We start from the raw sequence: 26,597 nt of genomic DNA, 5'->3' as shown, positions 1-26,597 counted from the left end.
GGGCCGGAGCCAGCTTGCCGTCCCATTCCGCGGTGACGTTGGAGGCGTCGATCGGCTGCCGGCGTGACCGCAGGTACATCAGCAGCGACAGCGCGCACAGCACCGCGAACACCACGATCACGCCCGGCAGGCCGCCGATCAGGTGGGCCAGACCCCAGCACACCGCGCCGACGAGCGCCGCGGACGGCAGCGTGATCAGCCAGGCGACGGCCATGCGGCCGGCGACGCCCCAGCGCACGTTCGCGGAGCGGGTGCCGAGTCCGGACCCCAGGATCGAACCGGTCGCCACGTGGGTGGTCGACAGGGGCAGACCGAAGTGGCTCGAGGTGAGGATGATCGCGGCCGACGACGACTCCGCCGCCATGCCCTGCGGCGGTGCGATCTCGACCAGTCCCTTGCCGAGGGTGCGGATGATGCGCCAGCCACCGAGGTAGGTGCCCAGGGCGATCGCGACGGCGCAGGAGAGCTTCACCCAGAACGGCATCTCCGCGTCGGCGGTGAGGCTGCCGTGCGCGACGAGCGCCAGGAAGATCACGCCCATCGTCTTCTGCGCGTCGTTGGTGCCGTGCGCCAGCGACACCAGGGAGGCGGAACCGATCTGGCCGATGCGGAAGCCGTGACCGCGGGTCTCGTCGGGCACCGTGCGGGTGATGCGGTGCACCGACCAGGTGCCGACCGTGGCGACGAGTGCCGCCACCACCGGCGCCAGCAGCGCCGGGATGATCACCTTGCCGATCACTCCGTCCCACACCACGCCGTCGATCCCGAGGGAGGCGAGGGCGGCGCCGATGAGGCCGCCGAACAGTGCGTGCGACGAGCTCGACGGCAGGCCGAACAGCCACGTCGCCAGGTTCCACAGGATGCCGCCGACGAGACCGGCGAACACGATGAGCAGCAGTGCCTCGCCGCCGGTGCTGCCCAGGTTGACCACCCCCTTGGCGACCGTCGCGGCGACCTCGACGGACAGGAACGCGCCGACGAGGTTGAGCGAGGCGGAGAGGGCGACCGCCACCTTCGGTTTCAGGGCACCGGTGGCGATCGATGTCGCCATCGCGTTCCCGGTGTCGTGGAAGCCGTTGGTGAAGTCGAATGCGAGGGCAGTGACTACCACCACCAGGAGGACGACAAGCTCTGCGGTCACATCTGCCGATTGTGAGGTAGCCGGTGGGTAAAAGTACAGCGACGGCGAGGTGAACGCGGACACCCCGGCTCCTTCCGGTGGTGGCAGCCCGCGTGCGCCGGTTCCCCGCTGTGTGGAGTTTCACTCGGCGCGGAGCGTGTGACCGGCTTCACGGCAGGTCTCACTGAACGGGAATCTCTCGTCCCGCCCTTCCCGGCCCTGGCTAGCTTTCGCCGCAGTACACCGCCCCGGAGCTTCCGCCGGACGGAGCCCCGCGACGAAGGAGACACCCGACCTTGAACAAGCACACACTCGCCAGGACCGTGCTGGCGCTGACGGCGTCCGCGGCGCTGCTCTCGGCCTGTGCCGGCGAACGCGGCGCCGACCCGTCGGGCGGGGCCGGCGCGACCGGGACCGGGGCCGCCGCGGCCGATACCGTCGCGGTGGACAAATTCGGCACCCTGGACTCACCGTGCGGGGAGGGGGACGCCGCGGGCGCCACCGACCAGGGCGTGACCGACACCGAGATCCGCATCGGCTACGGCGACGACCGCGGCTACGCCAAGAGCCCGGGCCTGAACAAGGAGATGTCGGACGCCGTCTCCGCGATGATCGACTGGTGCAACGCCCAGGGCGGCATCAATGGGCGCACGATCGTCGGCACCGACTACGACGCAGCGATGACCCAGGCCAACTCCGTCATGCAGGACGCGTGCCGCTCCGAGTTCATGATGGTCGGTCACGGCTTCGCGATGGACCAGACCGCCGAGCAGACCCGCGTGGCCTGCAACCTCGCCGCGGTGCCCGGCTTCACGGTGTCGCCGGAGGCGGCCAACGGCCCCATGACCTATCAGGGGGTGCCGTTCCCGGTGGACTACGCCAACGGCTCGGCATGGTTCCAGATGGCGCAGCTGCGGCCGGACCTGAAGGACAAGTTCGACCTGGTCGGCAGCACGATGCCGACCATCATCACGTCGCTGACCAAGGTGCGCTCGATCGCCGAGGCCGCCGGGTTCGAGCTGAAGAACTGCGGCGTCACCATCAACTACGACGGCGAGGCCAGCTACGTCCCGTTCGCCGAGAAGTTCAAGGAGTGCGGCGTCGAGGGCCTGTGGACCTCCCGGTCGCCCGTGCCGAACGAGCTGAACTTCTTCAAGGCGCTCGACCAGGTGGGCATCGATCCCGTCCTGATGGGTGAGGCGACCTGGTACGGCCAGACCGTCGAGGAGGCGAACGCCGGCGGTCTGCTCGACAACCTGCACGCGGGCATGACCTTCCAGATGCTCGAGAACGCGGACAAGGTGCCGGCGGTGCAGCAGTACCTCGACCTCGTCGGGGAGAAGGGCGGCAAGACCGCGCTGCTCGGCATGCAGGCCACCTCGTCGTTCCTGCTGTGGGCGACCGCGGCGAAGGAGTGCGGCTCCGACCTGACCCGGCAGTGCATGATCGACGAGCTGTCGCAGATCCACGAGTGGGACGGCGGCGGACTGCACGCCGTGACCGACCCGGGTGCCAACATGCCGGCCAGCTGCGGTCTGACGGTCACGCTGACGGGCGAGACGTACACGCAGGCGTTCCCGCAGACCGCCGCCGAGTTCGAGTGCAACGACGCGTACCTCGTCAAGACCGCCCCGGAGACGTGGGGCACCGAACTCGGACCCGACCGGATCGCCACCAAGTTCATGAACCCGAACGTGATCAAGCCGCAGGACTGACCGGCCTGCACCGACCGGCGGGGCGGTGCCCGCACGGCACTGCCCCGCCTCCCCACGACCGGTTCTCTACCGACAGGGCTTCACCATGGACACATTCGTGACGTTCACGATCCTGGGCCTCGTGCTCGGGTCCGTGTACGCGATCGCGGCCTCCGGGCTCGTTCTGACCTACAACACCTCCGGAATCTTCAACTTCGCGCACGGCGCCCAGGCCATGCTCGGTGCGTTCCTCTACTGGCAGCTCACGGCCGGCTGGGGGCTGCCCGTCCCGTTGGCCCTGCTCGTGGTGCTGTTCCTCGCGGGGCCGCTCATGGGCCTGGCGCTGTACGTCGTGATCATGCGGGGCCTGCGGGACACCGCCGAGGTCACCAAGATCGTCGTGACCGTCTCGGTCATGCTGGGGATGCTGTTCCTGTCCCAGTGGTTCTGGCATCCCGAGAAGCCCCGCTCGCTCGGCATGTTCTTCGGCGACGACGCCGGGATCAGCGTGCTCGGCGCGTTCGTCCGCGTCCACGAGATCCTGTGCGTGGTCGCGGCCATCGGGATCGCGGTCGGCCTGCGCATGCTCTTCCAACGCACCCGGATGGGCGCCACCATGCGCGGCGTCGTCGACGACCCCGACCTGCTGCGGCTCAACGGCCACAACCCCGAACGGATCGCCGCGTTCTCGTGGGCGCTCGGCTCCACCCTCGCCGTCCTCGCCGGGGTGCTGATCACCCCGATCAGTGGCGGCAGCCTCGAGGCGAACATGCTCACCCTGCTCGTCATCGACGCGTTCGCGGCCGCGATGTTCGGCCGGCTCAGCTCGATCCCGCGCACGTTCGTCGGCGCCCTCGTGCTCGGCCTCGCCGGCGCCTACCTGATCGGCTACGCACCCTCGTCCTGGGCCTGGACGTCGAACCTGCGGGTCTCGCTGCCGATGGTGGCGCTGTTCGTGGTGCTGATCGTCCTGCCCCAGGACCGGCTGCGCGGCGCGGCGATGCGTACCCGCGAGCGCTACCACGTGCCGAGCGTGCGCAAGGCCGTCGTGTGGGCGGTTGCGCTCGTCGCCGTCGTCTCTCTCGTCCGCCTGCTCATGGTGGAATCCGCGATCACCACGTTCACGCTGGGCATGACCTTCGCGATCGTCGCGCTGTCGCTGACCCTGCTCACCGGATACGCGGGTGAGATGAACCTCGCACCCCTGTCGTTCGGGGCCATCGCCACGATCGTCGTGTTCCACTTCGGGATCACCGGCACCGGTCTCGACCAGCGTCTGACCGTGTGGGGGGTGCTGCTGGCCGTGGCCGTCACCGCGCTCGTCGGCGGGCTCGTCGCGCTTCCGGCCCTGCGGCTGCGCGGTCTCTACCTCGCGCTCGCCACCATGGCGTTCGGCGTCTTCGTTTCCAACATGGTGCTGCGCGACACCACCGAGCACGAACTGTTCGGCGTGAAGTTCTCGATCTTCACCGGGGGCTCACTCGTGATCCCGCCGCTGCGGATCGGGCCGCTGGACCTGCAGGACGAGACGACGTTCCTCATGACCGCGACGGTCCTGTTCGCGCTGCTCGGTGTCGGCGTCGTCGCCCTGCGCAACGGCGGCTACGGACGTCGCCTGGCGGCGATGAAGGACAGCCCCGCCGCGTCGGCCATGCTCGGGCAGAACCTGGTGACCCTGAAGCTGAGCGTCTTCATGCTCTCGGCCGCCATCGCCGGTCTCGGCGGCGTCCTCATGTCCAGTGCCACCGGCGCGGTCGCGGGCGAGAACTTCAGCATCATCGTGGGCCTCACCCTGCTCATGCTCACCGTGGTGGCCGGCATCGGCTACGTCAGCGGGGCCTTGTTCGGCGGCCTCATGGCCGGCGTCGGGTTCGCGGTCATCATGGTCTCGTTCAACAACCTCGCGAAGACGCAGCCCGAGCTCGAGGGCCTGTACCTGCTGCTCGGCAACATCGCCGCGGTCAGCCCCGCGCTCATCGGCATCGGGGTGGGTCACAACCCGTCGGGCAGCGTGCACCAGATGGTGGAGGGCTACCGCCGTCTGCTGTCCGCCCGGCCGGTCCTCTACGGCGGCGGCGCCGTGATCGCGGTGCTCTACGTCCTGGCGCTGACGGGCGTCCTGGGCAACTGGTGGTTCGCGGCGCTGACCATCACGATCGTGTTCCTGCTCCCGGTGATCGGCGAATGGCTGATGCCCGGCGCGGTCCTGGACCCCGAGGAGCTGGCCCGCCGGCGAACCACCCCGCCGGAACTCGTCGGCCTCGACGAGCCGTACACCGCCGAGGGCCGCTACCGCCTCGACCGCGAACTGGGGCTGCCCGCGGCACGGCCCACCCATCCGGCGGCCGAACCGCCCGCGACCGTCGCGAAGGAGCTGAGCGCGCATGTCTGACACCCTGCTCGAGACCCGGGGCGTCACCGTCCGGTTCGGTGGTCACACCGCCGTCGACGACGTGAGCATCGCCGTCACCGCAGGCGCCGTGACCGGCCTGATCGGGCCCAACGGCGCCGGCAAGACCACCCTGTTCAACACCGTCACCGGGCTGCAGAAACCGACCTCCGGGCAGGTGTTCCTCGACGGTGTCGACGTCACCCGCGCGGCGCCCTACAAGCGTGCCCGGCGCGGGCTGGCCCGCACCTTCCAGCGGCTCGAGCTGTTCCTGTCGCTGTCGGTGCGCGACAACCTGCGGGTCGCGGGCGACATGCACCGCACCGCGACCCGCGCCCGCCACGACATCGACGCCGAGACCGACCGGCTGCTCGAGCTGACCGGGCTCACGGACGTCGCCGACCGGGACGTCTCCGACATCCCCACCGGCCGCGCCCGCGTCGTCGAGGTCGCGCGGGCGCTGATGACCCGGCCGCGCGTGCTGTTGCTCGACGAACCCGCGTCCGGGCAGACGGAGCGGGAGACCGACGATTTCGCGGACCTGCTGTGCCGGCTCGCGGGCGACGGTCTCGGGATCTGCCTCGTCGAGCACGACCTGCCGCTCGTGATGCGGGTGTGCTCGCGCATCCACGTCCTCGACTACGGCGCCCTCATCGCCTCGGGCAGCCCCGAGCAGATCCGCAACGACCCAGCGGTGATCGCCGCGTACATCGGAACCGAGGAGGTCGCATGAACGCACCGGTCACCGATCTCGTCGACGTCCCCGGCGACGAACCGGCCCCGCTGCTCGAACTGGTCGACGTGCGGGCGAGCTACGGACCCATCGAGGTGCTGCACGGGGTGAACCTGGCGCTGCAGCCGGGCTCGGTGGTCGCCCTGCTCGGGCCCAACGGCGGCGGCAAGACCACGACGCTGCGGGTGTGCTCGGGCGTGCTGCCCGTCGAGCACGGCGAGCTGCGCGTTGCCGGCCGCGTCGTCAACGGTGTCGACGCCGCGGCGCTCGCCCGGCTCGGCGTCTGCACCATTCCGGAGGGGCGGGGCATCTTCCCCAACCTCACCGTCCGGGAGAACCTGTGGGTCGCCACCGGAACCGGCGTGTCGCTGAAGGATCTCGAGGCCGTCGCCTACGAGCGCTTCCCGATCCTCGGGAAGCGACGGGGCCAGCTCGCGGGCTCGATGTCGGGCGGCGAGCAGCAGATGCTCGCCCTGTCCCGGGCCCTCGGCACCGACCCCACGGTGCTGTTGCTCGACGAACTGTCCATGGGGCTCGCCCCCCGGATCGTCACCGAGATGTACGACATCGTCGGCCGGCTCGTCGACGACGGGCTGTCGATCCTCGTCGCCGAGCAGTTCGCGCGGGCGGTGCTGCCCATCGCGACGTCGGCCGCGCTGATGCTGCAGGGCCGCGTCGTGCGGGTCGGGGATCCCGCAGACATCGAACACGAACTTTCGACCAGCTACCTAGGAGGATGACCATGACCGCACTCACCGAGGAGCGGCGCGCCAAGTTCCGGCAGGACGCGGCAGACCTGAAGCTCGACACCGGAGCGGCGAAGGGCGACGGTCCCGCGCGCATCGGCGGGCTCGTGTTGATGATCGGCGGTGCCGTCGCGGCGTTCGTCGTCTACTTCGCCTCGCTCACCCAGGCGGACCTGCGCAACATCGCGTCGTACCAGATCCTCGCCACGGCGCTGCTGATCGTCGCGATCCTCGGCGCCGCGCTGTTTCTGGCGGGCGCCATCGCGCGGGTGCTGCGGCTGTGGCTGCTGCGCCAGCTCTACGAGTCGCAGGCGCACACCGAGCAGATCGCGGCCGCGCTGACGGGCCGCTGACGCGGCCGGTGCGTCCTTTGGGCTGTCCCAGCAGCCCGAAGGACGCACCGGTCAGCGGGTGTCGCGGCGCAGCGGGTGGTCCGGCGGGATCTGCACCAGCACGATGGGGATGCCGTCGGGATCGGCGATCCACAGCTCGTGCAGGCCCCACGGCTCCTGCCGCGCGCCCCGCACGATCGGGACGCCCCTCGTCACCAGCTCGGCCTCGACGTCGTAGACGTCGCGCACCTGCAGCCACAGCGCACCCTCGAAGTGCTGGGGCCGTCCGGTGTTGCCGTGCGCGGCCACCTCGATCAGTGACTGCCCGGCGAAGAACACCGTCCCGCCGGGATATTCGCGGTAGATCGCCAGGCCCAGGACGTCACCGTAGAACCGCAGGGCGGCGTCGTAGTCGCCCGGCCGCAGGATCGTCCGGCTGCCGAGGATCTCCATCTCAGCCCTCCTCGGCCGGGCGCGCCTCGTGCCCCCGTCGCCCGTGGGTGCGGCGCTGCTCCTTCATCTCGGCCTCGAACAGATGCCGGCGGCCGCGGACCAGTTCGTCGCGCACCTGTCGCTCGAGCTCACGGAACTCCGTCCAGTACCCGTCGTCGAAGTCCTCCACGATCTGGAACGTCCACCGTCCCTCGAGGACGTTGCGTCCGACGATCTCCGTCTGCACCCGGTCGGCGAGTTCGCGGTGACCGGCCTCGGCGAGCTTGTCCACAGCGTCGCCGAGCAGCAGGTCGGCGCGGCCCATCAGCTGGTGGAAGGCGTACAGGTTCCCGCGGGCCTGCTCCACCGTTTCGAGCGCTTCGGAGAGTTTGCCGGCCGCCGCCACCGTCTCGTCGGACACGCCGTCGGGCCGGATGTGGTCGGGAAGTGGTTGCTCGCGATCCGTCATGATCAGGAGTGTGCCCGATTCGGGCCGTTTCAATCGGGAGGTTGTGGCGCCGAGGGGGAGGTTGTCGCGGGAGCTACTCGCGCGATGTCGCGACAACCTCCCCCTCGGCGCGAGAAGGCCCTAGTAGTACCAGGGGTAGGGCGACCAGTCCGGGTCCCGCTTCTGCAGGAACGCGTCGCGGCCCTCGACCGCCTCGTCGGTCATGTACGCGAGCCGCGTCGCCTCGCCCGCGAACAGCTGCTGGCCGACGAGCCCGTCGTCGGCGAGGTTGAAGGCGTACTTGAGCATCCGCTGGGCCTGCGGCGACTTGCCGTTGATCTTCGCGGCCCACTCCAGCGCGACGTTCTCGAGCTCGGCGTGGTCGACGACGCGGTTGACCGCACCCATGTGGTGCATCTCCTCGGCGGTGTAGGTGTCGCCGAGGAAGAAGATCTCGCGGGCGAACTTCTGGCCCACCATCTTCGCCAGGTAGGCGCTGCCGTAGCCGCCGTCGAAGCTGCCCACGTCGGCGTCGGTCTGCTTGAACCGGGCGTGCTCGCGGGAGGCGAGGGTCAGATCGCACGTGACGTGCAGGCTGTGCCCGCCGCCGGCGGCCCAGCCGTTGACGAGGGCGATCACGACCTTCGGCATGAACCGGATCAGCCGCTGCACCTCGAGGATGTGCAGCCGGCCCGCGCGGGCCCTGTCCACCGTGTCGGCGGTTTCGCCGCTCGCGTACTGGTAGCCGCTGCGCCCACGGATCCGCTGGTCGCCGCCCGAGCAGAAGGCCCAGCCGCCGTCCTTCGGACTGGGGCCGTTGCCGGTGAGGAGCACCGCGCCGACATCGGACGTCATGCGGGCGTGGTCCAGCGCGCGGTACAACTCGTCGACGGTGTGCGGCCGGAACGCGTTGCGCACCTCCGGCCGGTCGAACGCCACGCGGACGGTGCCCTGCGTGACGTGCCGGTGGTAGGTGATGTCGGTGAGGTTCTCGAACCCGGGTACGGGCCGCCACAGCTCAGGATTGAAAGTCACCCGTCGACCATAGAACTCCGGTCGCGGCCCTCTGCGCCGACGCGACGGTCGCCGGGCGATACCGTGCAGCTATGAGCGAGCAGACAGACCGTACGGTCGACGCGGACTACGAGCACCACGGCGGGTTTCCGGTGTACACGCCGGTGAAGGCGGGACCGAACTACGGTCGCTTCGTCGAGGCGCTGCGGCGGCTGCAGGATCTCGCCGTCTCCACCCACATCCCCGACGACGTCGTCGACCGGGCCATCGAGCAGGCCGAGGCCCTCGGGGACCTGCTCGAGCCGCACGTCGTGCCCGAGGGCAGGTCGCCGGCCGGCTTCAACATCGACCTGCCCGGTCGCGGCAGCCTGTTGATGCCGCCGTGGATGATCGAGAAGTTCGACGCGGAGTCGGTCCGCTCGCGCGGCACGTTCCGGCTCTACCACCGCGGCGGCAACAGCGCGGCGCACGGTGGCACCCTGCCACTGCTGTTCGACGACCTGTTCGGCATGGTGGTCCACGCGGCCGGCCATCCCATCGCCCGCACCGGCTACCTGCATGTGAACTACCGCAAGATCACCCCGCTCGAGACCGAGCTCGTCGTGGAGGGGCGGGTCGACCGGGTCGAGGGGCGCAAGCTCTTCTGCTCGGCCGAGCTGCACGACTTCGACGGCACGCTGCTCGCCGACTGCGAGGCCCTGATGATCCAGCTGCTGCCCGGCCAGCCGTGACCGCCGCGGCCCTGCCCGCCGTCGACGAGATCCTCGCCGCGGCCGTCGTGGTGTCGCTGCCCATGCGGGTGCGGTTCCGCGGCATCACCGAACGTGAACTCGTGCTCGTGCGCGGTCCCGCCGGGTGGGGAGAATTCGGGCCGTTCCCCGAGTACGCCGACGACGAGGCGGCGCACTGGCTGCGTTCGGCCCTCGAATCCGCGTGGCTCGGGCACCCGGCGCCGCGCCGGGACACCGTGCCCGTCAACGCCACCGTCCCGGCCGTCGGCCCCGGCGACGTGCCGGCCGTCCTCGCCCGGTTCCCGGGGGCCCGCACCGCCAAGGTCAAGGTCGCCGAACCCGGGCAGGACCTGGCGCAGGACGTCGCGCGGGTGCGGGCGGTGCGCGAACTCGTCCCGCACGTGCGGATCGATGCGAACGGCGGGTGGAGCGCGGACGAGGCCGTCGCTGCGCTGACGGCGCTCGTCGCCGACGGCCCGCTCGAGTACGCCGAGCAGCCCTGCGCGACGGTGCCGGAACTGGTCGAGGTGCGCCGCCGGATGCCCGACGTGCCGGTGGCGGCGGACGAGAGCATCCGGCGCGCCGAGGATCCCTTGCGGGTGGTGCGGGCCGGCGGCGCCGACGTGGCGGTGGTCAAGGTGGCCCCGCTCGGCGGGGTGCGACGGCTGCTGGCGCTGGCCGACGAGTTGGCCGGCCACGGCGTGCCGGTGGTGGTGTCGAGCGCGCTCGACTCGGCCGTGGGCATGGGTGCCGGACTGGCCGCGGCGGCCGCGCTGCCCGAGCTGCCGTACGCGTGCGGACTGGGCACGGGCGGGTTCTTCACCGTCGACGTGGGGGCGCCGCGGACGATGGCCGGCGGGGCGCTCCCGGTGGGGGAGGTGACGCCGGATCCGGCGCTCCTCGAGGCCGTGCGGGCCGACCCGGAACGGGTGCGCTGGTGGTTCGACCGGGTCCGGCGCTGCCGCGCCGCGCTCGACTAGGTGCGGCTCGGGTCGTCGTATATCGTTCCGGGCGTTCGTACTCACGAGTCACATTACGGAGGCAGTGGAAGTGGTTGCAGCTCTGGATGATGCCCTGCTCGGCGCCGACAAGGTCCCGGCGGTTGTCGCCGATGTCGAGGCGCTGATCGACGCCGAGGTGTCGGACAAGAAGGGCGCGTCGGGTCTCGCGCTCAAGGCCGGCTACGCGGCGGTGACGAAGCTCGGCCCGTCGATCGTGCCCAGCGCCGTCGAGGGGCTGCTGCCGGAGTTCGTCGCCAAGATCCAGCCGTTCTGGCAGGACTACGCGGGCAACGGTGCGTTCGCCGACTACCTCACCGCCCGCGGTGAGACGGTGGCGGACGCGCTGCTCGGTGTGACGGACGCGCGCATCGAGGCCTCGTCGCGCACGGCGATCAAGAAGGTCTACGAGAAGCTGCGCCCGTCGGCGCAGAAGCACGTCGTCGAGGCCCTGCCGCGCGTGGGCGCGCTGGTGCAGAAGCACGCCGGCTGAGACACCCGGTGTCTTTCCGGACCGGTCGCGGTCCGGAAAGACACCACCCTCGATAACTGGCGGCGCACCCTCGATAACTGGCGGCGCACCCTCAATAACTGGCGGCGCACCCTCAATAACTGGCGGCGCCGAACTTCCAGTAGCCGGTGAAGGTCACGGCGGACTTCGCGAGGCCCCGCTCCCGCACCAGGTGCCGGCGCAGCGACGTCACGAGTCCCGATTCGCCCGCCAGGAACGCGTATCCCGGCCCGTCGGGCAGCGCGCCGGCCCGCACGGCCTCGAGCACGTGCGGCCCGGGCGGCGCGTGCCGCCCGGGCCGCACCACCGTGTGCAGCCGGACGCCCGGGCCGGGGACGATCTCCTGGGCGGCGACGTCGCCGGCATCGTCCACCTCCACGAACACCTCGGTGGGCACCGCGTGGTGCCGCCCGGCGGACGACGCGAGGATCCCCGCGATCGCGGGCAGCGCGCTCTCGTCGGCGACGAGGATCTGCCAGCGCGCCTCGGTGGGGCGGTGGTACATGATGCCCTCGTCCAGCAGCGCCAGTTCGGCGCCCGGCTGCGCGGTGCGCGCCCACTGCGATGCCGGTCCCGTGTCGCCGTGGGTGGCGAAGTCGATGTCCAGTTCGGCCGTGTCGCCGTACCGGCCCGCGCCCGCCTCCCGGTAGCGACGGATCGTGTAGTTGCGCAGGATCGGCTGGACGGCCTCGGGCATGGCTCGCATCTCGGGCCACCACTGCGGGCCCGCCGTGGCCGGCAGTGTCAGCGACCGTTGGCCGGGGGCCGGGAAGAACAGCCGGAACCACTGGTCGAACCCCATGGGTGCGATCCGCCCGACGTTCGCGCCGCCCACGGTCACCCGCACGAAGCTCGGCCCGATTCGTTCGGTGGCGAGCACCCGGCCGGTGACGATCTCGCGGCTCGCCGGGGCGATGCGGGTGGTCTTGGTGCGCACGGCCATACGAACCTCCGTCGGAATTAGCGGAGGCTAACCTATCATTCGGGGCGGTCGAGGTGACGCACCGCGGGGGTGAGGCCCCATTCGTTGCGACCCAGCCGGCTCGCCGGCGCCAGGGCCGCGAAGTCCGGCATCCCGTCCTCGGCCAGCACGTCGGTCCGGACCGACACGGCCACCACGTCGCCCATCACCACGAAGCAGTCCCCGACTTCGATCACCCGGTGCAGGGTGCACTCGATCGCCGCCGGCGCTTCCGCGACCCGGGGCGGATGGACCCGTTCGCTGCGCTCGGGCCGCAAGCCCACCGCCGCGAACTCGTCCACGTCGTGCGCGAAGCCCGCCGACGTCGCGTTGACCCGTTCCATCAGCGGCACGGTTGCGACGTTGATCACGAACTCGCCGGTCTCCTCGATGTTGCGGAGGCTGTCCTTGCGCCCGACCGAGGTGAACTGCACCACCGGCGGCGTGACCGCGGCGACGGTGAAGAAGCTGTACGGCGCGACGTTGGGCACTCCGTCCGCCGACACGGTGGACACCCATGCGATCGGCCGCGGCACGATCGTGGCGGTCATCAGTCGGTAGAAGCGGCCGGTGCCCAGCTCGGTGGGATCGAAGACGGTGCGCATCGCCCCATTCTTGCTGTGACCCTCGTCCCGCACCGCCCGGGGCATCGGGGGCGTACCGCCCGGGGCATCGGGGGCGTACCGCCCGGCCGCACTACTCTGGGTGCCGTGAACCCGTCCACCGCCCAGGCGACCGCCGTCGTCGACGAACTCGCCCGAGGCGGCGTCCGCGACGTCGTGCTGTGCCCCGGCTCGCGCAACGCGCCGCTGGCCTTCGCGCTGCAGGCCGCTGACAATGCGGGCCGGCTGCGGCTGCACATGCGCATCGACGAACGCACCGCCGGCTTCCTCGCGATCGGGCTGTCCGTCGCCTCCGGCCGGCCGGTGCCCGTCGTGATGACCTCCGGCACCGCCGTCGCCAACCTCGCGCCGGCCGTGCTCGAAGCCAACTACGCTCGGGTGCCGCTCGTGGTGCTCAGCGCCAACCGCCCCTACGAGCTCCTCGGCACCGGCGCCAACCAGACCGTCGAACAGCTCGGCATGTTCGGCACCCAGGTCCGCGCCACCATCAGCCTCGGCCTGGCCGAAGGGATCGAGCAGAACAGCGAGTGGCGCTCCGCGGTCAGCCGCGTCCTCGCCGCCGCCCGCGGCACCCGCTCCGGCAACGCCGGGCCCGTCCACTTCGACATCCCGCTACGCGAGCCGCTCGTCCCGGACGTCCACCCCCAGGGCCCGGTCCCCGAGGGCCGCCCCGACGGCAGCGCCTGGACCACCACCGTGCACGCCACCCTCGACGTGCCGATGGAGCTCGACATCACCGCCGACACCGTGGTGATCTCCGGCCACGGCTCCGCCTACCGGCCCGAGCTGTCGGAACTGCCCACCGTGGCCGAACCCACCGCGCCGCTCCACGGTGTCCCCCTGCACCCGATGGCGCTGCCGCAGCTGAAGCCGCGGCAGGCGATCATCACCGGCCGGCCCACCCTGCACCGGCCGGTGTCCAAGCTGCTCGCCGACCCGGCGGTGGCCGTATACGCGCTCACCACCGGCCCCCGCTGGCCCGACGTGTCCGGCAACGTCCTCGCCACCGGCACGCGCGCCGTCGTCACCGGCAGTCCCGACCCGGCCTGGCTGGACCGCTGCCGGAACCTGTCCGCCCACACCGACAAGGCGGTGCGCGCCCAGCTCGACGCCCACCCGAAGCCGACCGGACTGCACGTCGCGGCGGCGGTCACCGACGCGCTGCGCGACGGGGACCAGCTGCTGCTCGGCGCCTCCAACCCGGTGCGCGACGCGGCGCTGGTGAGCTACCCCCGCGACGGGGTGAAGGTGCTCTCCAACCGCGGCGTCGCCGGCATCGACGGCACCGTGTCGACCGCCGTCGGCGCCGCCCTGGCCTACCAGCAGGGCCGCACCGTCGCCCTGATGGGCGACCTGACGTTCCTGCACGACGCGTCCGGCCTGCTGATCGGCACCGCAGAACCGCGCCCGCAGAACCTGACCGTCGTCGTCGCCAACGACGACGGCGGCGGCATCTTCGAGCTGCTCGAGCAGGGCGACCCGCAGTACGCCGGCGTGTTCGAGCGCGTGTTCGGCACTCCGCACGGCATGGATCTCGCCGCGCTGTGCGCCGCCTACCGGGTGCCGCACGAGCGGGTGGACCTGTCCGCGCTGACGGCCGCGCTGGCCGACCGGACCGCGCCCACCGGCGGCATCCGGGTGCTCGAGGTGATCACCGACCGCTCCGGCCTGCGGGAACTGCACGCGGCCGTGCGTGCCCAGCTGTGACGGACGCATGAGCGGGATCGACAAGGCACGTCGTGCGGTACTCGCCGTCGCCGTCGGCATCTCGGTGCTCACCGCGATCCTGGTGCTCGGCGCGTGGCGCAACGATCACCTCATCGGCTCCGACATGGGCACCGCCACTGCCGAGGTGCTCTCCGCGGGCTCGCTGCGCTCGGCGATCAGCTTCGTCACCCCCGACGGCGTCACCCACAACCCCGAACTCGGCGTGCTGTACCCCACGGGTCTGACCGCGGGCCAGCGGATCGCCGTCGAATACTCCCGCGCCGACCCGGACCTCGTGCGGGTCACCGGCCGTGACGTGCGCGTCGCACTCGTACCCGCGGCCTCGGTGATCGTGGTGACCTGGCTGATCGCGACCCCCGTGCTGACCTACCTCCGCCGGCGCAGCGCCGCCGCGGCCTAGAAGATTCGCCGGAACTTCGCCCGGCGGACACCTCGGCCACTTCCCACCGACCGGCCGCGCCGCGATGCTGGACCGGTGCGAGTAGCCATCGTCGCGGAATCCTTCCTCCCGAACGTCAACGGCGTCACCAACTCGGTGTTGCGCGTGCTCGAGCACCTCGACCGCCACGGCCACGAGGCCCTGGTCGTCGCTCCCGACACCGTCGCCGGACAGCCCCCGGCCCCCACCCACCACGACGGGATCCCGGTGCACCGCGTGCCGGCGGTGCACGTCCCGAAGGTCAGCTCCCTGCCCGTGGGCCTGCCGCAGCCGGCGCTCACCGGCATCCTGCGCGGCTTCGCCCCCGACGTCGTGCACCTGGCGTCGCCGTTCCTGCTCGGCGCCGGCGGCCTCGGCGCCGCTCGCCGGCTCGACCTGCCCACCGTCGCGGTCTACCAGACCGACGTCGCCGGATTCGCGTCCAGCTACGGGCTCGGGCTCGCGGCCCGCGCCGCCTGGCAGTGGACGCGCCGAATCCACCGCGCGTGCGACCGCACCCTCGCACCCTCGACGGCGGCCGCCGCGGACCTCGCCGCACACGGCGTCCCGCGGGTACACCGCTGGGCGCGGGGCGTCGACACCGCGCGTTTCACCCCGGCCCGGCGCAGTGCCGCCCTGCGCCGGACATGGTCGCCCGACGGCCGGCTCCTGGTGGGCTTCGTGGGGCGGCTCGCCCCGGAGAAGCACGTCGAACGACTCGCGGGCCTGGCAGCCGACCCCCGCTACCGGCTCGTCGTCGTCGGCGACGGCCCGGAGCGCGCCCGTCTGGAACCGCTCCTGCCCGGGGCGGTGTTCACCGGTCACCTCGGCGGCGACGCGCTGGCCGACGCCTACGCGAGCCTCGACGTGTTCGTCCACCCGGGCGAGCACGAGACGTTCTGCCAGGCCGTGCAGGAGGCGCTCGCCAGCGGCGTCCCGGTGATCGCACCCGACGCGGGCGGCCCGCGCGATCTCGTCGCCCACTGCCGCAACGGGTACCGGCTGCCGGTCGACGGGTTCGCCGAGCTGCTGCCGGGCGCGGTGGGCGCGCTCGCCGATCCGATGCTGCGGGACCGGTTCGGCGCGGCCGCGCGGCGCAGCGTCCTCGGCCGCACCTGGCCCGCGGTGTGCCACGAACTGCTCGGGCACTACGAACAGGTCTGCTCGGTCCGGCCGGGCACGCTGCGGCGCAGCGCGTAGCGGTAACGTTTCGACCGTGGCAACTACTCACGGGTCGCGGGCCTCGCTCGCGAAGGATCCGCGCGAGGTCGCGTCGATGTTCGACGGCGTCGCCCAGCGATACGACATCACCAACACCGTGCTGTCCTTCGGGCAGGACCGCAGCTGGCGGCGCGCCACCCGGGCGGCACTGGACCTGCAGCCGGGGGAGCGGGTCCTCGACCTCGCCGCCGGCACCGGGGTGTCGACGGTGGAGCTCGGCCGGTCCGGCGCCTGGGTGGTGGCCACCGACTTCTCCAAGGGCATGCTGCAGGCGGGCGCGTTCCGGCAGGTGCCGATGGTCGCGGGCGACGCGATGCGCCTGCCCTTCGCCGACGCGGTGTTCGACGCCGCCACGATCTCGTTCGGCCTGCGCAACGTCTCCGACTTCGACGCCGGCCTGCGGGAGATCGCGCGGGTGACCAAGCCCGGAGGCCGCCTCGTGGTGTGCGAGTTCGCCACGCCCGTCTCGGCCCCGCTGCGTGTGCTCTATCTCGAGTACCTGATGCGGGCACTGCCGCGGGTCGCGCGGACCGTCAGCAGCAACCCCGACGCCTACGTCTACCTCGCCGAGTCGATCCGCGCGTGGCCCACGCAGGCCGAGCTCGCCGAGCGGATCCAGACCGCCGGCTGGCGGTCGGTGCAATGGCGCAACCTCACCGGCGGGATCGTGGCCCTGCACCGGGCGGTGCGCTGACCGCACCGTTCGGCCGGCGGGGTCAGGCGAAGAGCGGCCGGCGGTCCCACCGCAGCGACGCGCCGCCCCCGGCCCGCCACGCGCGCGCGACGAGATCCTCGTCGCGCTCGGTGACCAGGTTGCCCATGACCCGGACGGCCACCGTCATCAGCGCCGTCGAGCCCATCCCGACGGGCCCGGTGGCCGGCAGGAACCGCGGCAGCGTCAGCAGGCCGGCCAGCCGCCGGGCCGCGGAGAACGCCCGGCCGTAGCGTTCGCGCAGCAGAGCCGGCCACAGCTGCGTGAGGTCGTCCGCGTCGAGGACGCCGGCGACGAGCCGCCCACCCTCGAGGCCGTAATCGATGCCCTCGCCGTTGAGCGGGTTCACGCACGCCGCGGCATCACCGATCAGGGCCCAGTTCCGGCCCGCCACCCCGGACACCGCACCGCCCATCGGCAGCAGCGCCGACGCCACGCGGGTGGTCTCGCCGAGGCCCCACTCGCCGCGGCGCCGCGACGCGTACAGCTCGATCAGCGGCCGCAGCGATCCGGCGGCCGGTCGCTTCGCGGTCGCGAGGGTGCCCACGCCGATGTTGACCTCGCCGGTACCCAGTGGGAACACCCAGCCGTAGCCCGGGTGCAGCGCGCCTGCGTCGTCGCGTAACTCCAGGTGCGACGTGATCCACGGGTCGTCGCTGCGGGGGGAGGTGGCGTAGGCGCGGGCCGCGACCCCGTACGCCGTGTCGCGGTGCCACTGCCGGCCGAGCAGCTTGCCCAGCGGGGACCGGACCCCGTCCGCCACGACGAGCCGCTCGCACGCGACGGTGCGCCGACCGCCCGCGGTCGCGAAGGTCACACCGGTCACCCGCGACTCGTCGCGCTCGACGGCGACGGCCTTGGCGCCCTCGGCCGTACCGGCGCCCGACTCGACGGCGGCCCGGCGGATCCGGTCGTCGAGTTCGGTGCGCGGCACGGCGCTGCCCTGCGCCGGGAAGGAACCCGACGGCCACGGCAGCTCGAGGCTGCGGCCGAAACCCTCGAGCCGCAGGCCGCGGTTGACGGTGCGCGTGCGCACCCAGTCGCCGAGGCCGAGCCGGTCGAGCTCGGCCACCGCCCGCGGCGTCAGGCCGTCGCCGCACGTCTTGTCCCGGGGGAAGGTCGCGGCGTCGACGAGCAGCACGTCGCGCCCGGCGCGGGCCGCCCAGGCGGCGGCTGCCGACCCTGCGGGACCTGCGCCGACGACGAGCACGTCGGTACGGTCGGGGATCTCGGAAAGGTTGTGCCGCGGTTCGGACGCAGCGTGTTCTGCCACCACGGCTCCATCTTTCCAGGCACGGCTTCGGTGCCTCGGGGAGGTAGCCGCCCGGCGGAGCGGCTAGGTTCACTACCGTGGAGCCGATTCGACAGCGGACAGCAACAGCCGGGTCGACAGAACAGGATGGGTATCTCATCGTGAGCACTGAAGGGGCGGCGCAGTCCGCCGGTCCGTCCGGCGCGACGTCGGACACGGTGGTGGCCGGGGTGGACCTCGGCGATCCGGTCCTGGCGGCCGCCGTCCGGGACGGCCTCGCCCGGGTCGAGGAACTGCTGATCTCGGAGCTGTCCGACGGCGAGGACTTCCTGACCGAGGTCGCGCTGCATCTCGCCAAGGCCGGCGGCAAGCGGTTCCGTCCGCTGTTCACGCTCCTCACCGCCCAGCTCGGGCCGGAGCCCGACGATGCGGCGGTCGTCACGGCGGCGACCGCGGTCGAACTGGTGCACCTGGCCACGCTGTACCACGACGACGTGATGGACGAGGCCACCATGCGCCGGGGGGCGCCCAGCGCCAACGCGCGGTGGAGCAACAGCGTCGCCATCCTCGCCGGGGACTTCCTGTTCGCCCACGCGTCGCGGCTGGTGTCGACCCTCGGCCCCGACGCCGTGCGGACCATCGCCGAGACGTTCGCCGAACTAGTGACCGGGCAGATGCGAGAGACCATCGGCACCGGGAAGGAACGCGACCCGGTCGAGCACTACCTCAAGGTGGTGTGGGAGAAGACCGGCTCGCTGATCGCGACGAGCGGGCGGTTCGGCGGGACGTTCTCCGGCGCGGATGCGAAACAGATCGCACAACTGGAACGGCTCGGCGACGCCGTCGGCACCGCGTTCCAGATCGCCGACGACATCATCGACATCTCGTCGGCCTCGGTGGAGTCCGGCAAGACTCCGGGAACGGACCTGCGTGAGGGGGTCCACACCCTTCCGGTGCTCTACGCCTTCCGCGAGTCCGGACCCGAGGCCGACCGGCTGCGGGAACTGCTGGCCGGGCCGGTGGAGGACGAGGCCGCCGTCGACGAGGCCCTGATGCTGCTGGCACGGTCGCCGGGGATGGCCGCCGCGAAGCGGACGCTGGGCGAGTACGCGGACAAGGCCCGCGCGGAGCTGGCGTCGCTGCCGTCGGGACCGGCGAACGAGGCCCTGCGACGGCTCGTCGACTACACGATTGCGCGCGTGGGGTAGACCCGGAAGCCGGGACGGCCGTTGCGGGGAGTGACGGTGGGGAACCCGCTCCCCGCCCTGTTTCGTTGAACATTCGAGCAAGATCGACGAATCGGGAAGAGGCGTGACGTGCACGGGTATGCGAACCGGCTGAAGACGGCGGGGCTCCTCATCGGGATGTCCGCCCTCATCGTGTTCATCGGCGCCCTGTTCCGGAACCCGACGATCCTGATCGGCTCGATCGTTCTCGCCGTCGGGATGAACGCCTACGCGTACTTCAACAGCGACAAGCTGGCGCTGCGTGCGATGCACGCCCAACCGATCACCGAGGTGGAGGCGCCGGTGGTGTACCGGATCGTGCGCGAGCTCGCGACCACGGCCCATCAGCCGATGCCCCGGCTGTACATCAGCCCGACCAATGCGCCCAACGCGTTCGCGACGGGCCGCGATCCCCGCCACGCGGCGGTGTGCTGCACCACCGGAATCCTGCAGATCCTGAACGAGCGGGAGCTGCGCGCCGTGCTCGGGCACGAGCTGTCGCACGTCTACAACCGGGACATCCTGATCTCGTCGGTGGCCGGGGCGATGGCGGCGGTGATCTCGGGGCTGGCGAATCTCGCACTGTTCGCGAACATGTTCGGCAACCGCGACCAGGGCACCAATCCGCTGGCTCTGCTGCTGGTGTCGCTGCTCGGGCCCATCGCGGCCACGGTCGTCCGGCTCGCCGTGTCGCGCTCGCGCGAGTATCAGGCGGATCAGTCCGGCGCCGAACTCACCGGCGATCCGCTGGCGCTGGCGTCGGCGCTGCGCAAGCTCGAGCGGGGCACCCAGGCGGCGCCGCTGCCGCCCGAACCCCGGATCGCCGCGCAGTCGCACATGATGATCGCCAACCCGTTCCGGGCGGGGGAGCGGGTGAGCCGGTTGTTCTCGACCCACCCGCCCATGGCCGAGCGCATCGACCGGCTCGAGCGCATGGCCCGCGGCGGGTAGCGCCCCGGGGGCCTACCGGTAGTTGACGAACTGCAGCGCGATGTCGAGGTCGGCGTTCTTGAGCAGTGCGATCACGGCCTGCAGGTCGTCGCGCTTCTTGCTGCTCACGCGCAGCTCCTCGCCCTGGATCTGCGCCTTGACACCCTTCGGGCCCTCGTCGCGGATCAGCTTGGAGATCTTCTTGGCGTTCTCGGTGCTGATGCCCTGCACCAGGGATCCGCTGATCTTGTAGACCTTGCCGGACTGGGTGGGCTCGCCGGCGTCGAATGACTTGAGGGAGAGATTGCGGCGGATCAGCTTCTCCTTGAACACCTCGAGGGCGGCATTGACGCGCTCCTCCGTGTCGGCGGTCAGGGTGACGGACTCCTCGCCGCTCCACTCGATGCTCGCCCCGGTGTTGCGGAAGTCGAAGCGGGTGCCGAGTTCCTTGGCGGCCTGGTTCAGCGCGTTGTCCACCTCCTGCCGGTCGACCTTGCTCACCACATCGAACGACGAATCAGCCACGAGCACTCCACTTCGGATCGGTTCTGTACGGGTTGCCGCCCCGACGCTATCGGGTGGCGCAGTGCCGCTGTCCACCCGGTTTGCACAACAGGGGGGTGTGCGTTGTATTGTTTCAAACGCGCCAGGGACACGGTCCCGATCGCGCCCGGCAGGTTGCCCGAGCGGCCAATGGGAGCGGACTGTAAATCCGTCGGCTTACGCCTACGTAGGTTCGAATCCTACACCTGCCACCAGAACGGCCCCGATCCGAACGGATCGGGGCCGTTCTGCATTGCAGCCGTTCGGGTACCGGGACGTCGTCCGTGCCGGGTCCCGCCGGCGCTCGAGGGCAGGGCCCGTGCCGGGGCGGGGCAGGGGAGCACCTCCCCGGATGCGCGCGGAAGCCGCCGGAAAGCCGATTTATGGCCCCTGAGCTGCTGATTTTGTTCCTGCAGAGGAGTGTGTGTAATCTTTTGGAGGCCGCAGCGAGCAGAGATGCTCACGGTGGTCGCGCCCCCTTAGCTCAGTCGGCAGAGCGTTTCCATGGTAAGGAAAAGGTCGACGGTTCGATTCCGTCAGGGGGCTCGCTGGATTGTGGTGCCGCCGTTGTTCGCGACACTCGACACCGAGGCGGTGTAGCTCAGTTGGTAGAGCAAACGACTCATAATCGTTGCGTCGCCGGTTCAAGTCCGGTCACCGCTACCAAAGTTGAATGAACCACCCTGATCGTCGTTGATCAGATTGACGCGAAAGAAGGCATCCCGTGGCCTCCTCAACCGACGTTCGGCCGAAGATCACCCTGGCCTGCGAGGTGTGCAAGCACCGCAACTACATCACGAAGAAGAACCGTCGCAACGACCCCGACCGGTTGGAGCTGAAGAAGTTCTGCCCCAACTGCGGCACTCATCGCGCCCACCGCGAGTCGAAGTAGTCGTACAGGGTCGACGTCGACGCGTGAGCTCTCCGCAAACTCGCCCACGCCGGCCGGCGTCCGGGCGAATTTGCGGGAGTTTTGCGTATGACGGGCATATCCGTGAGTGAAGAATCGGTCGTGGACGGCACCGAACAGGCCGGGATCCAGTTCGATGCAGCGGCACATGCGGCCTCGATGGTCGGCCATCACTATCGTGTCGAGGACTTCTACGAGGTCGGGCGCGAGAAGGTCCGCGAGTACGCGCGTGCCGTGCTGGACAACAATCCGGCGCACCACGACGAGGAAGCGGCCAAGGGCCTCGGCTACGACGGCCTCGTCGCTCCGCTGACCTTCGTCTCCATCGTCGGCATGATCGCCCAGCGCAAGCTGTTCGACGAGGTCGTCACCGGATACGACCTCAGCCAGATCATGCAGACGGACCAGCGGCTGGTGTTCCACCGGCCCATCCAGGTGGGCGATCGACTGTTCTGCGACGTGTACCTCGACGACTTCCGTCAGGCCGCCGGCAGCGACATCATCACCACCAAGAACATCATCACGGATCAGCACGACAACGTCGTGATGACCACGTGGACCACCCTGGTGGGCCGCACCGGTGGCGAGGTGGACGAGAACATCGCCCACGCAGTCAAGGATGTGATGATGCATGTCGCTCCGTAGGTTCGAGGACGTCTCGGTCGGGGAGGAGCTGCCCGCGCGGGTCGTCACGCTCACCCGCGGCAACCTCGTGAACTACGCGGGTGTGTCGGGTGATCCCAACCCGATCCACTGGAGCGACGAGGTCGCCAAGCTCGCCGGCTTGCGCGATGTGGTCGGCCACGGCATGCTCTCCATGGGCATCGCGGCCGGCTTCGTCACCGACTGGCTCGGTGACCCAGGAGCGGTGACCGAGTACAACGTTCGGTTCACCAGTCCGGTCTACGTCGAGGCCCATCGGGCCGCCGAGGTGGAGTTCTCCGGCAAGGTCAAGTCGGTGGACGCGGACAGCAAGACAGCAGTGGTCGCGATCGTGGCAAAGTCCGAAGGGCGTAAGATCTTCGGGCGGGCCACGGCAACGGTCCGTCTGGCCTGACCGGCCGGGCGGATTGGGTTTGTCCCGGGGCTATGAAGTACACTAAGACTTCTGGGATCGCATAGCGCAGCGCGCTGCTCTCGAGGACCTTCACGGTCCGCGGGGTGGCGCGCATGTCATGTGGTCGCAGATGGGTCGATCGAAACGCCGGTTCCCGGCGGAGGCATCGACCAAAGGGGCGTAGCTCAATTGGCAGAGCAGCGGTCTCCAAAACCGCAGGTTGCAGGTTCAAGTCCTGTCGCCCCTGCCCCCGGACGGCCAGCGACCGAGAGGAACGATGTGAGCGAGGAGCGCGGTAAGCGCGACGGCGGTACTGCAGGGACTTCCAGCCCTGTCGACGCCGGATCGGCGACCGACGCGACCCCCGACGTTTCCTCCGCGTCCGCTGCTCCCACCGGCAAGAGGTCCCAGCGGCGTTCGGCCGCTCCTGCGTCGACCGCGGTGGCTGCCACCCGACGGCCCGATTCGAAGGCGGCAGCCAAGTCCGCCTCCCGCTCCGGTGCCCAGGGCACGGAGAACATCTTCAAGCGCCTGCGGCGCTTCTTCCGTGAGGTCCTCGCCGAGCTCCGCAAGGTGATCTGGCCGAATCGCAAGCAGCTGGTCACGTACACGACCGTCGTCGTGGTCTTCGTGGCGGTCATGACCGCGCTCATCTTTGGATTGGATCTGGCGTTCGTGAAGGGCGTCAGCTGGTTGTTCGGTTAGCGCGTCAGCGTGCCGGCGAATGTGATCGACGAGAGGAAAGTGCCCGGTGAGCACCCCCGAGAACGACTCCTACGAGCCCTCGGCCGAAGAGCGCGTTTCGGACGAGGTCTTTGTTGACGACTCCGTGACCGCGGACGCGGCCGACGAGTCGGCAGAGGCGGGCATCGAAACCGACGAGACGTCCGGCGACGAGCCCGAAGCGCCCGTGGAGGCACAGGCCGACGAGGTGGCCGAAGAGGCACCGGCCGAAGAGGCACCGGCCGAAGAGGTCGATCCGGCGGAGGCCCTCGAGAAGCAGCTGCGGCTCGAGCCCGGCGACTGGTACGTCGTGCACTCCTACGCCGGCTACGAGAACAAGGTCAAGGCCAACCTCGAGACCCGCGTGCAGAACCTGGACCTGAGCGAGTACATCTTCCAGGTCGAGGTGCCCACCGAAGAGGTCACCGAGATCAAGAACGGCCAGCGCAAGCAGGTCAACCGCAAGGTCCTGCCGGGCTACATCCTGGTGCGCATGGAGCTGAACGACGAGTCGTGGGGCGCGGTGCGCAACACCCCCGGCGTCACCGGGTTCGTGGGTGCCACCTCGCGCCCGTCGCCGCTGACGATCAAAGAGGTCGTGAAGTTCCTGCTGCCGCAGCAGGCGAAGAAGAAGCCCGCCGCAGCCGCCGCCACGACCGCCGAGGGCGCCGCGACCGCCGTCAAGCCCGCCATCGAGGTGGACTTCGAGGTCGGCGAGTCCGTCACCGTGATGGACGGACCGTTCGCGACGCTGCCGGCTTCGATCAGCGAGGTCAACGCCGAGCAGCAGAAGCTCAAGGTCCTGGTGTCGATCTTCGGTCGTGAGACCCCGGTGGAGCTGTCCTTCAACCAGGTGTCGAAGATCTGAGGGTCCGACCCACTCAAGCTTGCGATAGCAGTACGCAAGAACCACACCGAGCAAGAAACTAGGAATAGAGATGCCCCCGAAGAAGAAGAAGATTGCCGGGCTCATCAAGCTCCAGATCCAGGCAGGTCAGGCCAACCCGGCTCCGCCGGTCGGCCCCGCCCTGGGTCAGCACGGCGTCAACATCATGGAGTTCTGCAAGGCGTACAACGCCGCGACCGAGTCGCAGCGCGGCAACGTCGTGCCGGTCGAGATCACGGTCTACGAGGACCGCTCGTTCGACTTCAAGCTGAAGACCCCGCCGGCCGCCAAGCTGCTGCTGAAGGCCGCGGGCGTGCAGAAGGGCTCCGGCGAGCCGCACAAGACCAAGGTCGCCAAGGTCACCATGGACCAGGTGCGCGAGATCGCCAAGACCAAGCAGGAAGACCTGAACGCCAACGACGTCGAGGCTGCCGCGAAGATCATCGCCGGCACCGCGCGTTCGATGGGCATCACGGTCGAGGGCTGAGCGCCGCGACGCGTTGTGACACCGCAGGGCTGACGAAGCCCCGGAGCAGGAACCCGTGGGAGGGCCGGCCAGGCTCGACAACCACGACCGAACCATTCACCTTCCGGTGACAAGTTAGGACAGAACAATGGCAAAGCGCAGCAAGGCGTACCTCGCCGCCGCTGAGAAGATCGACGCCTCGACGCTCTACAGCCCCCTCGCGGCCGCTCGGCTCGCGAAGGAGACCTCGTCGAAGAACTACGACGCCACCGTCGAGGTCGCCATGCGCCTCGGTGTGGACCCCCGCAAGGCGGACCAGATGGTCCGCGGCACGGTCAACCTGCCGCACGGCACCGGTAAGACCGCCCGCGTCATCGTGTTCGCGGTCGGCGAGAAGGCCGCCGAGGCCGAGGCCGCGGGTGCGGACGCCGTCGGCGCGGAGGACCTGATCGAGCGGATCCAGGGCGGTTGGCTGGACTTCGACGCCGCGATCGCGACCCCGGACCAGATGGCCAAGGTCGGCCGCATCGCGCGTGTCCTCGGTCCGCGCGGCCTGATGCCGAACCCGAAGACGGGTACGGTCACCCCGGCTGTCGCCAAGGCTGTCGCCGACATCAAGGGCGGCAAGATCAACTTCCGCGTCGACAAGAACTCGAACCTGCACTTCGTGATCGGCAAGGCATCGTTCGACGACGCGAAGCTGGTGGAGAACTACGGTGCCGCCCTGGACGAGGTCCTGCGCGCGAAGCCGTCCACCGCGAAGGGGCGTTACGTCAAGAAGGTGACGATCGCGACCACCACCGGACCGGGCATCCCGGTGGACCCGTCGCGCACTCGCAACCTCCTGGAGGACGCCGAGTAGGAGGCTGGTCTCCAGTCTTCGCGGTCAGCGCACGAAACGGCCGGCACGGAACTGCTCCGTGCCGGCCGTTTTGCGTCCGCACATCCGGTCGGGTACGCTTGCCTGCGGAGTTCGGCGCGTGCCGATCTTCACCCCGATCATGTTCTACCCAAGACCGTTGGTCACCGGATCCGCTCGCGGACTCGGTTGAAGGTCCGGGATTGCCCGGCGGCCCACGCAGGAGGACGAGGTAGGGGAGATACGACATCGGTTGCGATGCCGTCTTTCTCTCTGTACGCCCCGTGTGCCCTGCACCGGGGCGTTTTGCATTTTGCGGATTTCGAGTGGAACTTCCCGAGCGGGAAAACGACTGTTACTGAGAGGAGGCGAAGTATGGCAAAGCCTGAGAAGGTTTCTGCGGTTGCGGAGATCACCGAGCAGTTCAAGGACTCGACGGCCGCCGTGATCACGGAGTTCCGTGGTCTGTCGGTGACCAGTCTGACGCAGCTGCGACGCGCTCTCGGAGAGGGTGCCACCTACTCCGTCGCCAAGAACACCCTGGTCAAGCGCGCCGCCGCAGAGGCGGGCGTCGAGGGCCTTGACGACCTGTTCGTCGGACCGACCGCCATTGCGTTCATCAAGGGCGAGCCGGTCGACGCTGCGAAGGCCCTGAAGACCTTCGCGAAGGACAACAAGGCGCTCGTCATCAAGGGCGGCTACATGGACGGCGCTGCGCTGTCCGTGGATCAGGTCAACCAGATCGCGGACCTCGAGTCCCGCGAGGTGCTGTTGGCCAAGCTCGCCGGCGCGATGAAGGGCAACTTGGCAAAGGCCGCCGGCCTGTTCAACGCTCCTGCCTCGCAGGTGGCCCGTCTCGCGGCCGCTCTGCAGGAGAAGATGGCGGACCAGGAGTCTGCCGCAAGCTGATCCGCACCATCGCGAATCACTGACC

Annotated in this window: 30 protein-coding genes and 4 tRNA genes; 26 read left to right on the top strand and 8 right to left on the bottom strand. The window is 70.2% G+C overall.

Features of this window, described 5'->3' with window-relative positions; translation table 11 throughout:
* Nucleotides 1–1,141: inorganic phosphate transporter (locus G6039_RS24665; protein WP_164528134.1), on the bottom strand; the 1,141-nt coding region annotated here is incomplete at its 3' end.
* Between the two features lie 275 nt (nucleotides 1,142–1,416).
* Between G6039_RS24665 and G6039_RS24660 the strand changes: the two genes are divergently transcribed.
* The 5 genes from G6039_RS24660 (at nucleotide 1,417) to G6039_RS24640 (ending at nucleotide 7,035) form a co-directional block, all read left to right on the top strand.
* On the top strand, nucleotides 1,417–2,835 hold the full coding sequence (locus G6039_RS24660) for an ABC transporter substrate-binding protein (RefSeq protein WP_006935884.1): 1,419 nt from the start codon (nucleotides 1,417–1,419) through the stop codon (nucleotides 2,833–2,835).
* 85 nt (nucleotides 2,836–2,920) lie between these two features.
* A complete protein-coding gene (locus G6039_RS24655; RefSeq protein WP_043803222.1) occupies nucleotides 2,921–5,206 on the top strand; it encodes a branched-chain amino acid ABC transporter permease in 2,286 nt (761 codons plus the stop codon).
* Entirely contained in the window at nucleotides 5,199–5,936 is a 738-nt protein-coding gene (locus G6039_RS24650) for an ABC transporter ATP-binding protein (protein WP_006935881.1), read from the top strand. Before G6039_RS24655 ends, G6039_RS24650 begins: the two co-directional genes overlap by 8 nt.
* Nucleotides 5,933–6,676 (top strand): ABC transporter ATP-binding protein, encoded by a 744-nt coding sequence (locus G6039_RS24645; RefSeq protein ID WP_006935879.1) that lies wholly within the window; start codon nucleotides 5,933–5,935, stop codon nucleotides 6,674–6,676. The genes G6039_RS24650 and G6039_RS24645 overlap by 4 nt, the downstream gene beginning before the upstream one ends.
* 2 nt (nucleotides 6,677–6,678) lie before the next feature.
* Entirely contained in the window at nucleotides 6,679–7,035 is a 357-nt protein-coding gene (locus G6039_RS24640) for a hypothetical protein (RefSeq protein ID WP_006935878.1), read from the top strand.
* Nucleotides 7,036–7,086: 51 nt separating this feature from the next.
* Here G6039_RS24640 and G6039_RS24635 read toward each other — a convergent pair whose 3' ends face one another.
* The 3 genes from G6039_RS24635 to G6039_RS24625 form a co-directional block, all read right to left on the bottom strand.
* The gene (locus G6039_RS24635) at nucleotides 7,087–7,467 is read right to left on the bottom strand and encodes a VOC family protein (RefSeq protein WP_006935877.1); all 381 of its coding nucleotides are present in this window, start codon (nucleotides 7,465–7,467) and stop codon (nucleotides 7,087–7,089) included.
* Nucleotide 7,468: 1 nt separating this feature from the next.
* Nucleotides 7,469–7,918 carry a hypothetical protein gene (locus tag G6039_RS24630; RefSeq protein ID WP_102800518.1) on the bottom strand — a complete coding sequence of 150 codons (450 nt, stop codon included), beginning with the start codon at nucleotides 7,916–7,918 and terminating at the stop codon, nucleotides 7,469–7,471.
* Between the two features lie 117 nt (nucleotides 7,919–8,035).
* A complete protein-coding gene (locus G6039_RS24625) occupies nucleotides 8,036–8,929 on the bottom strand; it encodes a 1,4-dihydroxy-2-naphthoyl-CoA synthase (RefSeq protein ID WP_029545095.1) in 894 nt (297 codons plus the stop codon).
* A 71-nt stretch (nucleotides 8,930–9,000) separates the two neighbouring features.
* Here G6039_RS24625 and G6039_RS24620 point away from each other — a divergent pair, with 71 nt between their 5' ends.
* The 3 genes from G6039_RS24620 (at nucleotide 9,001) to G6039_RS24610 (ending at nucleotide 11,130) form a co-directional block, all read left to right on the top strand.
* Entirely contained in the window at nucleotides 9,001–9,639 is a 639-nt protein-coding gene (locus G6039_RS24620; protein WP_006940842.1) for a PaaI family thioesterase, read from the top strand.
* The gene (locus G6039_RS24615; protein ID WP_006940844.1) at nucleotides 9,636–10,619 is read left to right on the top strand and encodes an o-succinylbenzoate synthase; all 984 of its coding nucleotides are present in this window, start codon (nucleotides 9,636–9,638) and stop codon (nucleotides 10,617–10,619) included. Before G6039_RS24620 ends, G6039_RS24615 begins: the two co-directional genes overlap by 4 nt.
* A gap of 70 nt (nucleotides 10,620–10,689) precedes the next feature.
* Complete coding sequence (locus G6039_RS24610) at nucleotides 10,690–11,130, top strand: DUF6918 family protein (RefSeq protein ID WP_006940846.1); 441 nt, start codon at nucleotides 10,690–10,692, stop codon at nucleotides 11,128–11,130.
* Between the two features lie 112 nt (nucleotides 11,131–11,242).
* On the opposite strand, the gene G6039_RS24605 is transcribed toward G6039_RS24610, so the two are convergent.
* Nucleotides 11,243–12,091 carry a siderophore-interacting protein gene (locus G6039_RS24605; RefSeq protein ID WP_006940848.1) on the bottom strand — a complete coding sequence of 283 codons (849 nt, stop codon included), beginning with the start codon at nucleotides 12,089–12,091 and terminating at the stop codon, nucleotides 11,243–11,245.
* Between the two features lie 35 nt (nucleotides 12,092–12,126).
* A complete protein-coding gene (locus tag G6039_RS24600; RefSeq protein WP_029545089.1) occupies nucleotides 12,127–12,714 on the bottom strand; it encodes a flavin reductase family protein in 588 nt (195 codons plus the stop codon).
* A gap of 105 nt (nucleotides 12,715–12,819) precedes the next feature.
* Here G6039_RS24600 and menD point away from each other — a divergent pair, with 105 nt between their 5' ends.
* From menD to G6039_RS24580, 4 genes are all read left to right on the top strand, one after another.
* Nucleotides 12,820–14,439 (top strand): 2-succinyl-5-enolpyruvyl-6-hydroxy-3-cyclohexene-1-carboxylic-acid synthase, encoded by a 1,620-nt coding sequence (gene menD / locus G6039_RS24595; RefSeq protein ID WP_006940852.1) that lies wholly within the window; start codon nucleotides 12,820–12,822, stop codon nucleotides 14,437–14,439.
* Nucleotides 14,440–14,446: 7 nt separating this feature from the next.
* Nucleotides 14,447–14,860, top strand: a complete 414-nt coding sequence (locus tag G6039_RS24590; RefSeq protein ID WP_043802286.1) for a DUF3592 domain-containing protein — start codon at nucleotides 14,447–14,449, stop codon at nucleotides 14,858–14,860.
* 75 nt (nucleotides 14,861–14,935) lie between these two features.
* Entirely contained in the window at nucleotides 14,936–16,078 is a 1,143-nt protein-coding gene (locus G6039_RS24585; RefSeq protein WP_043802287.1) for a glycosyltransferase family 4 protein, read from the top strand.
* A 16-nt stretch (nucleotides 16,079–16,094) separates the two neighbouring features.
* Nucleotides 16,095–16,793 carry a demethylmenaquinone methyltransferase gene (locus G6039_RS24580; RefSeq protein WP_006940858.1) on the top strand — a complete coding sequence of 233 codons (699 nt, stop codon included), beginning with the start codon at nucleotides 16,095–16,097 and terminating at the stop codon, nucleotides 16,791–16,793.
* 22 nt (nucleotides 16,794–16,815) lie between these two features.
* Here G6039_RS24580 and G6039_RS24575 read toward each other — a convergent pair whose 3' ends face one another.
* A complete protein-coding gene (locus tag G6039_RS24575; RefSeq protein WP_029545078.1) occupies nucleotides 16,816–18,087 on the bottom strand; it encodes a geranylgeranyl reductase family protein in 1,272 nt (423 codons plus the stop codon).
* Nucleotides 18,088–18,224: 137 nt separating this feature from the next.
* On the opposite strand from G6039_RS24575, the gene G6039_RS24570 reads away from it, so the two are divergent.
* Nucleotides 18,225–19,271 (top strand): polyprenyl synthetase family protein, encoded by a 1,047-nt coding sequence (locus G6039_RS24570; protein WP_006940861.1) that lies wholly within the window; start codon nucleotides 18,225–18,227, stop codon nucleotides 19,269–19,271.
* Between the two features lie 108 nt (nucleotides 19,272–19,379).
* On the top strand, nucleotides 19,380–20,240 hold the full coding sequence (gene htpX / locus G6039_RS24565; protein ID WP_006940863.1) for a zinc metalloprotease HtpX: 861 nt from the start codon (nucleotides 19,380–19,382) through the stop codon (nucleotides 20,238–20,240).
* 12 nt (nucleotides 20,241–20,252) lie between these two features.
* Here the strand turns inward: htpX and G6039_RS24560 are convergent, their stop codons facing one another.
* The gene (locus G6039_RS24560) at nucleotides 20,253–20,744 is read right to left on the bottom strand and encodes a YajQ family cyclic di-GMP-binding protein (RefSeq protein ID WP_006940864.1); all 492 of its coding nucleotides are present in this window, start codon (nucleotides 20,742–20,744) and stop codon (nucleotides 20,253–20,255) included.
* 147 nt (nucleotides 20,745–20,891) lie between these two features.
* Here G6039_RS24560 and G6039_RS24555 point away from each other — a divergent pair.
* The 12 genes from G6039_RS24555 to rplJ all read left to right on the top strand — a co-directional run bounded on the left by G6039_RS24555 (nucleotide 20,892) and on the right by rplJ (nucleotide 26,572).
* Nucleotides 20,892–20,977 (top strand) — tRNA-Tyr (locus G6039_RS24555).
* A gap of 258 nt (nucleotides 20,978–21,235) precedes the next feature.
* Nucleotides 21,236–21,308, top strand: a tRNA-Thr gene (locus G6039_RS24550).
* A 44-nt stretch (nucleotides 21,309–21,352) separates the two neighbouring features.
* A tRNA-Met gene (locus tag G6039_RS24545) sits at nucleotides 21,353–21,428 on the top strand.
* A gap of 58 nt (nucleotides 21,429–21,486) precedes the next feature.
* Nucleotides 21,487–21,654, top strand: coding sequence for a 50S ribosomal protein L33 (gene rpmG, locus G6039_RS24540; protein ID WP_003937613.1), 168 nt, complete (start codon nucleotides 21,487–21,489; stop codon nucleotides 21,652–21,654).
* An 87-nt stretch (nucleotides 21,655–21,741) separates the two neighbouring features.
* On the top strand, nucleotides 21,742–22,317 hold the full coding sequence (gene hadA / locus G6039_RS24535) for a (3R)-hydroxyacyl-ACP dehydratase subunit HadA (RefSeq protein WP_006940869.1): 576 nt from the start codon (nucleotides 21,742–21,744) through the stop codon (nucleotides 22,315–22,317).
* Nucleotides 22,304–22,729: a (3R)-hydroxyacyl-ACP dehydratase subunit HadB gene (gene hadB / locus G6039_RS24530; protein ID WP_006940870.1), complete on the top strand. Its 426-nt coding sequence runs from the start codon at nucleotides 22,304–22,306 to the stop codon at nucleotides 22,727–22,729. The genes hadA and hadB overlap by 14 nt, the downstream gene beginning before the upstream one ends.
* A 174-nt stretch (nucleotides 22,730–22,903) precedes the next feature.
* Nucleotides 22,904–22,976, top strand: a tRNA-Trp gene (locus G6039_RS24525).
* A gap of 194 nt (nucleotides 22,977–23,170) precedes the next feature.
* A complete protein-coding gene (gene secE / locus G6039_RS31590) occupies nucleotides 23,171–23,434 on the top strand; it encodes a preprotein translocase subunit SecE (RefSeq protein ID WP_161780464.1) in 264 nt (87 codons plus the stop codon).
* Between the two features lie 46 nt (nucleotides 23,435–23,480).
* The gene (nusG, locus tag G6039_RS24515) at nucleotides 23,481–24,320 is read left to right on the top strand and encodes a transcription termination/antitermination protein NusG (RefSeq protein ID WP_006940874.1); all 840 of its coding nucleotides are present in this window, start codon (nucleotides 23,481–23,483) and stop codon (nucleotides 24,318–24,320) included.
* A gap of 70 nt (nucleotides 24,321–24,390) precedes the next feature.
* Entirely contained in the window at nucleotides 24,391–24,825 is a 435-nt protein-coding gene (gene rplK / locus G6039_RS24510) for a 50S ribosomal protein L11 (RefSeq protein WP_003937618.1), read from the top strand.
* A 127-nt stretch (nucleotides 24,826–24,952) separates the two neighbouring features.
* Nucleotides 24,953–25,666, top strand: a complete 714-nt coding sequence (gene rplA, locus G6039_RS24505; RefSeq protein WP_006940876.1) for a 50S ribosomal protein L1 — start codon at nucleotides 24,953–24,955, stop codon at nucleotides 25,664–25,666.
* Between the two features lie 372 nt (nucleotides 25,667–26,038).
* Nucleotides 26,039–26,572, top strand: a complete 534-nt coding sequence (gene rplJ / locus G6039_RS24500; protein WP_006940886.1) for a 50S ribosomal protein L10 — start codon at nucleotides 26,039–26,041, stop codon at nucleotides 26,570–26,572.
* The last annotated feature ends 25 nt before the right edge of the window (nucleotides 26,573–26,597 follow it).

Origin of the sequence: Rhodococcus aetherivorans, from assembly GCF_011058165.1 — a bacterium.
Lineage (GTDB): Bacteria > Actinomycetota > Actinomycetes > Mycobacteriales > Mycobacteriaceae > Rhodococcus > Rhodococcus aetherivorans.
Note: the sequence above shows the minus strand (reverse complement) of the source record. Positions and strands in the feature narration are given on the sequence as shown.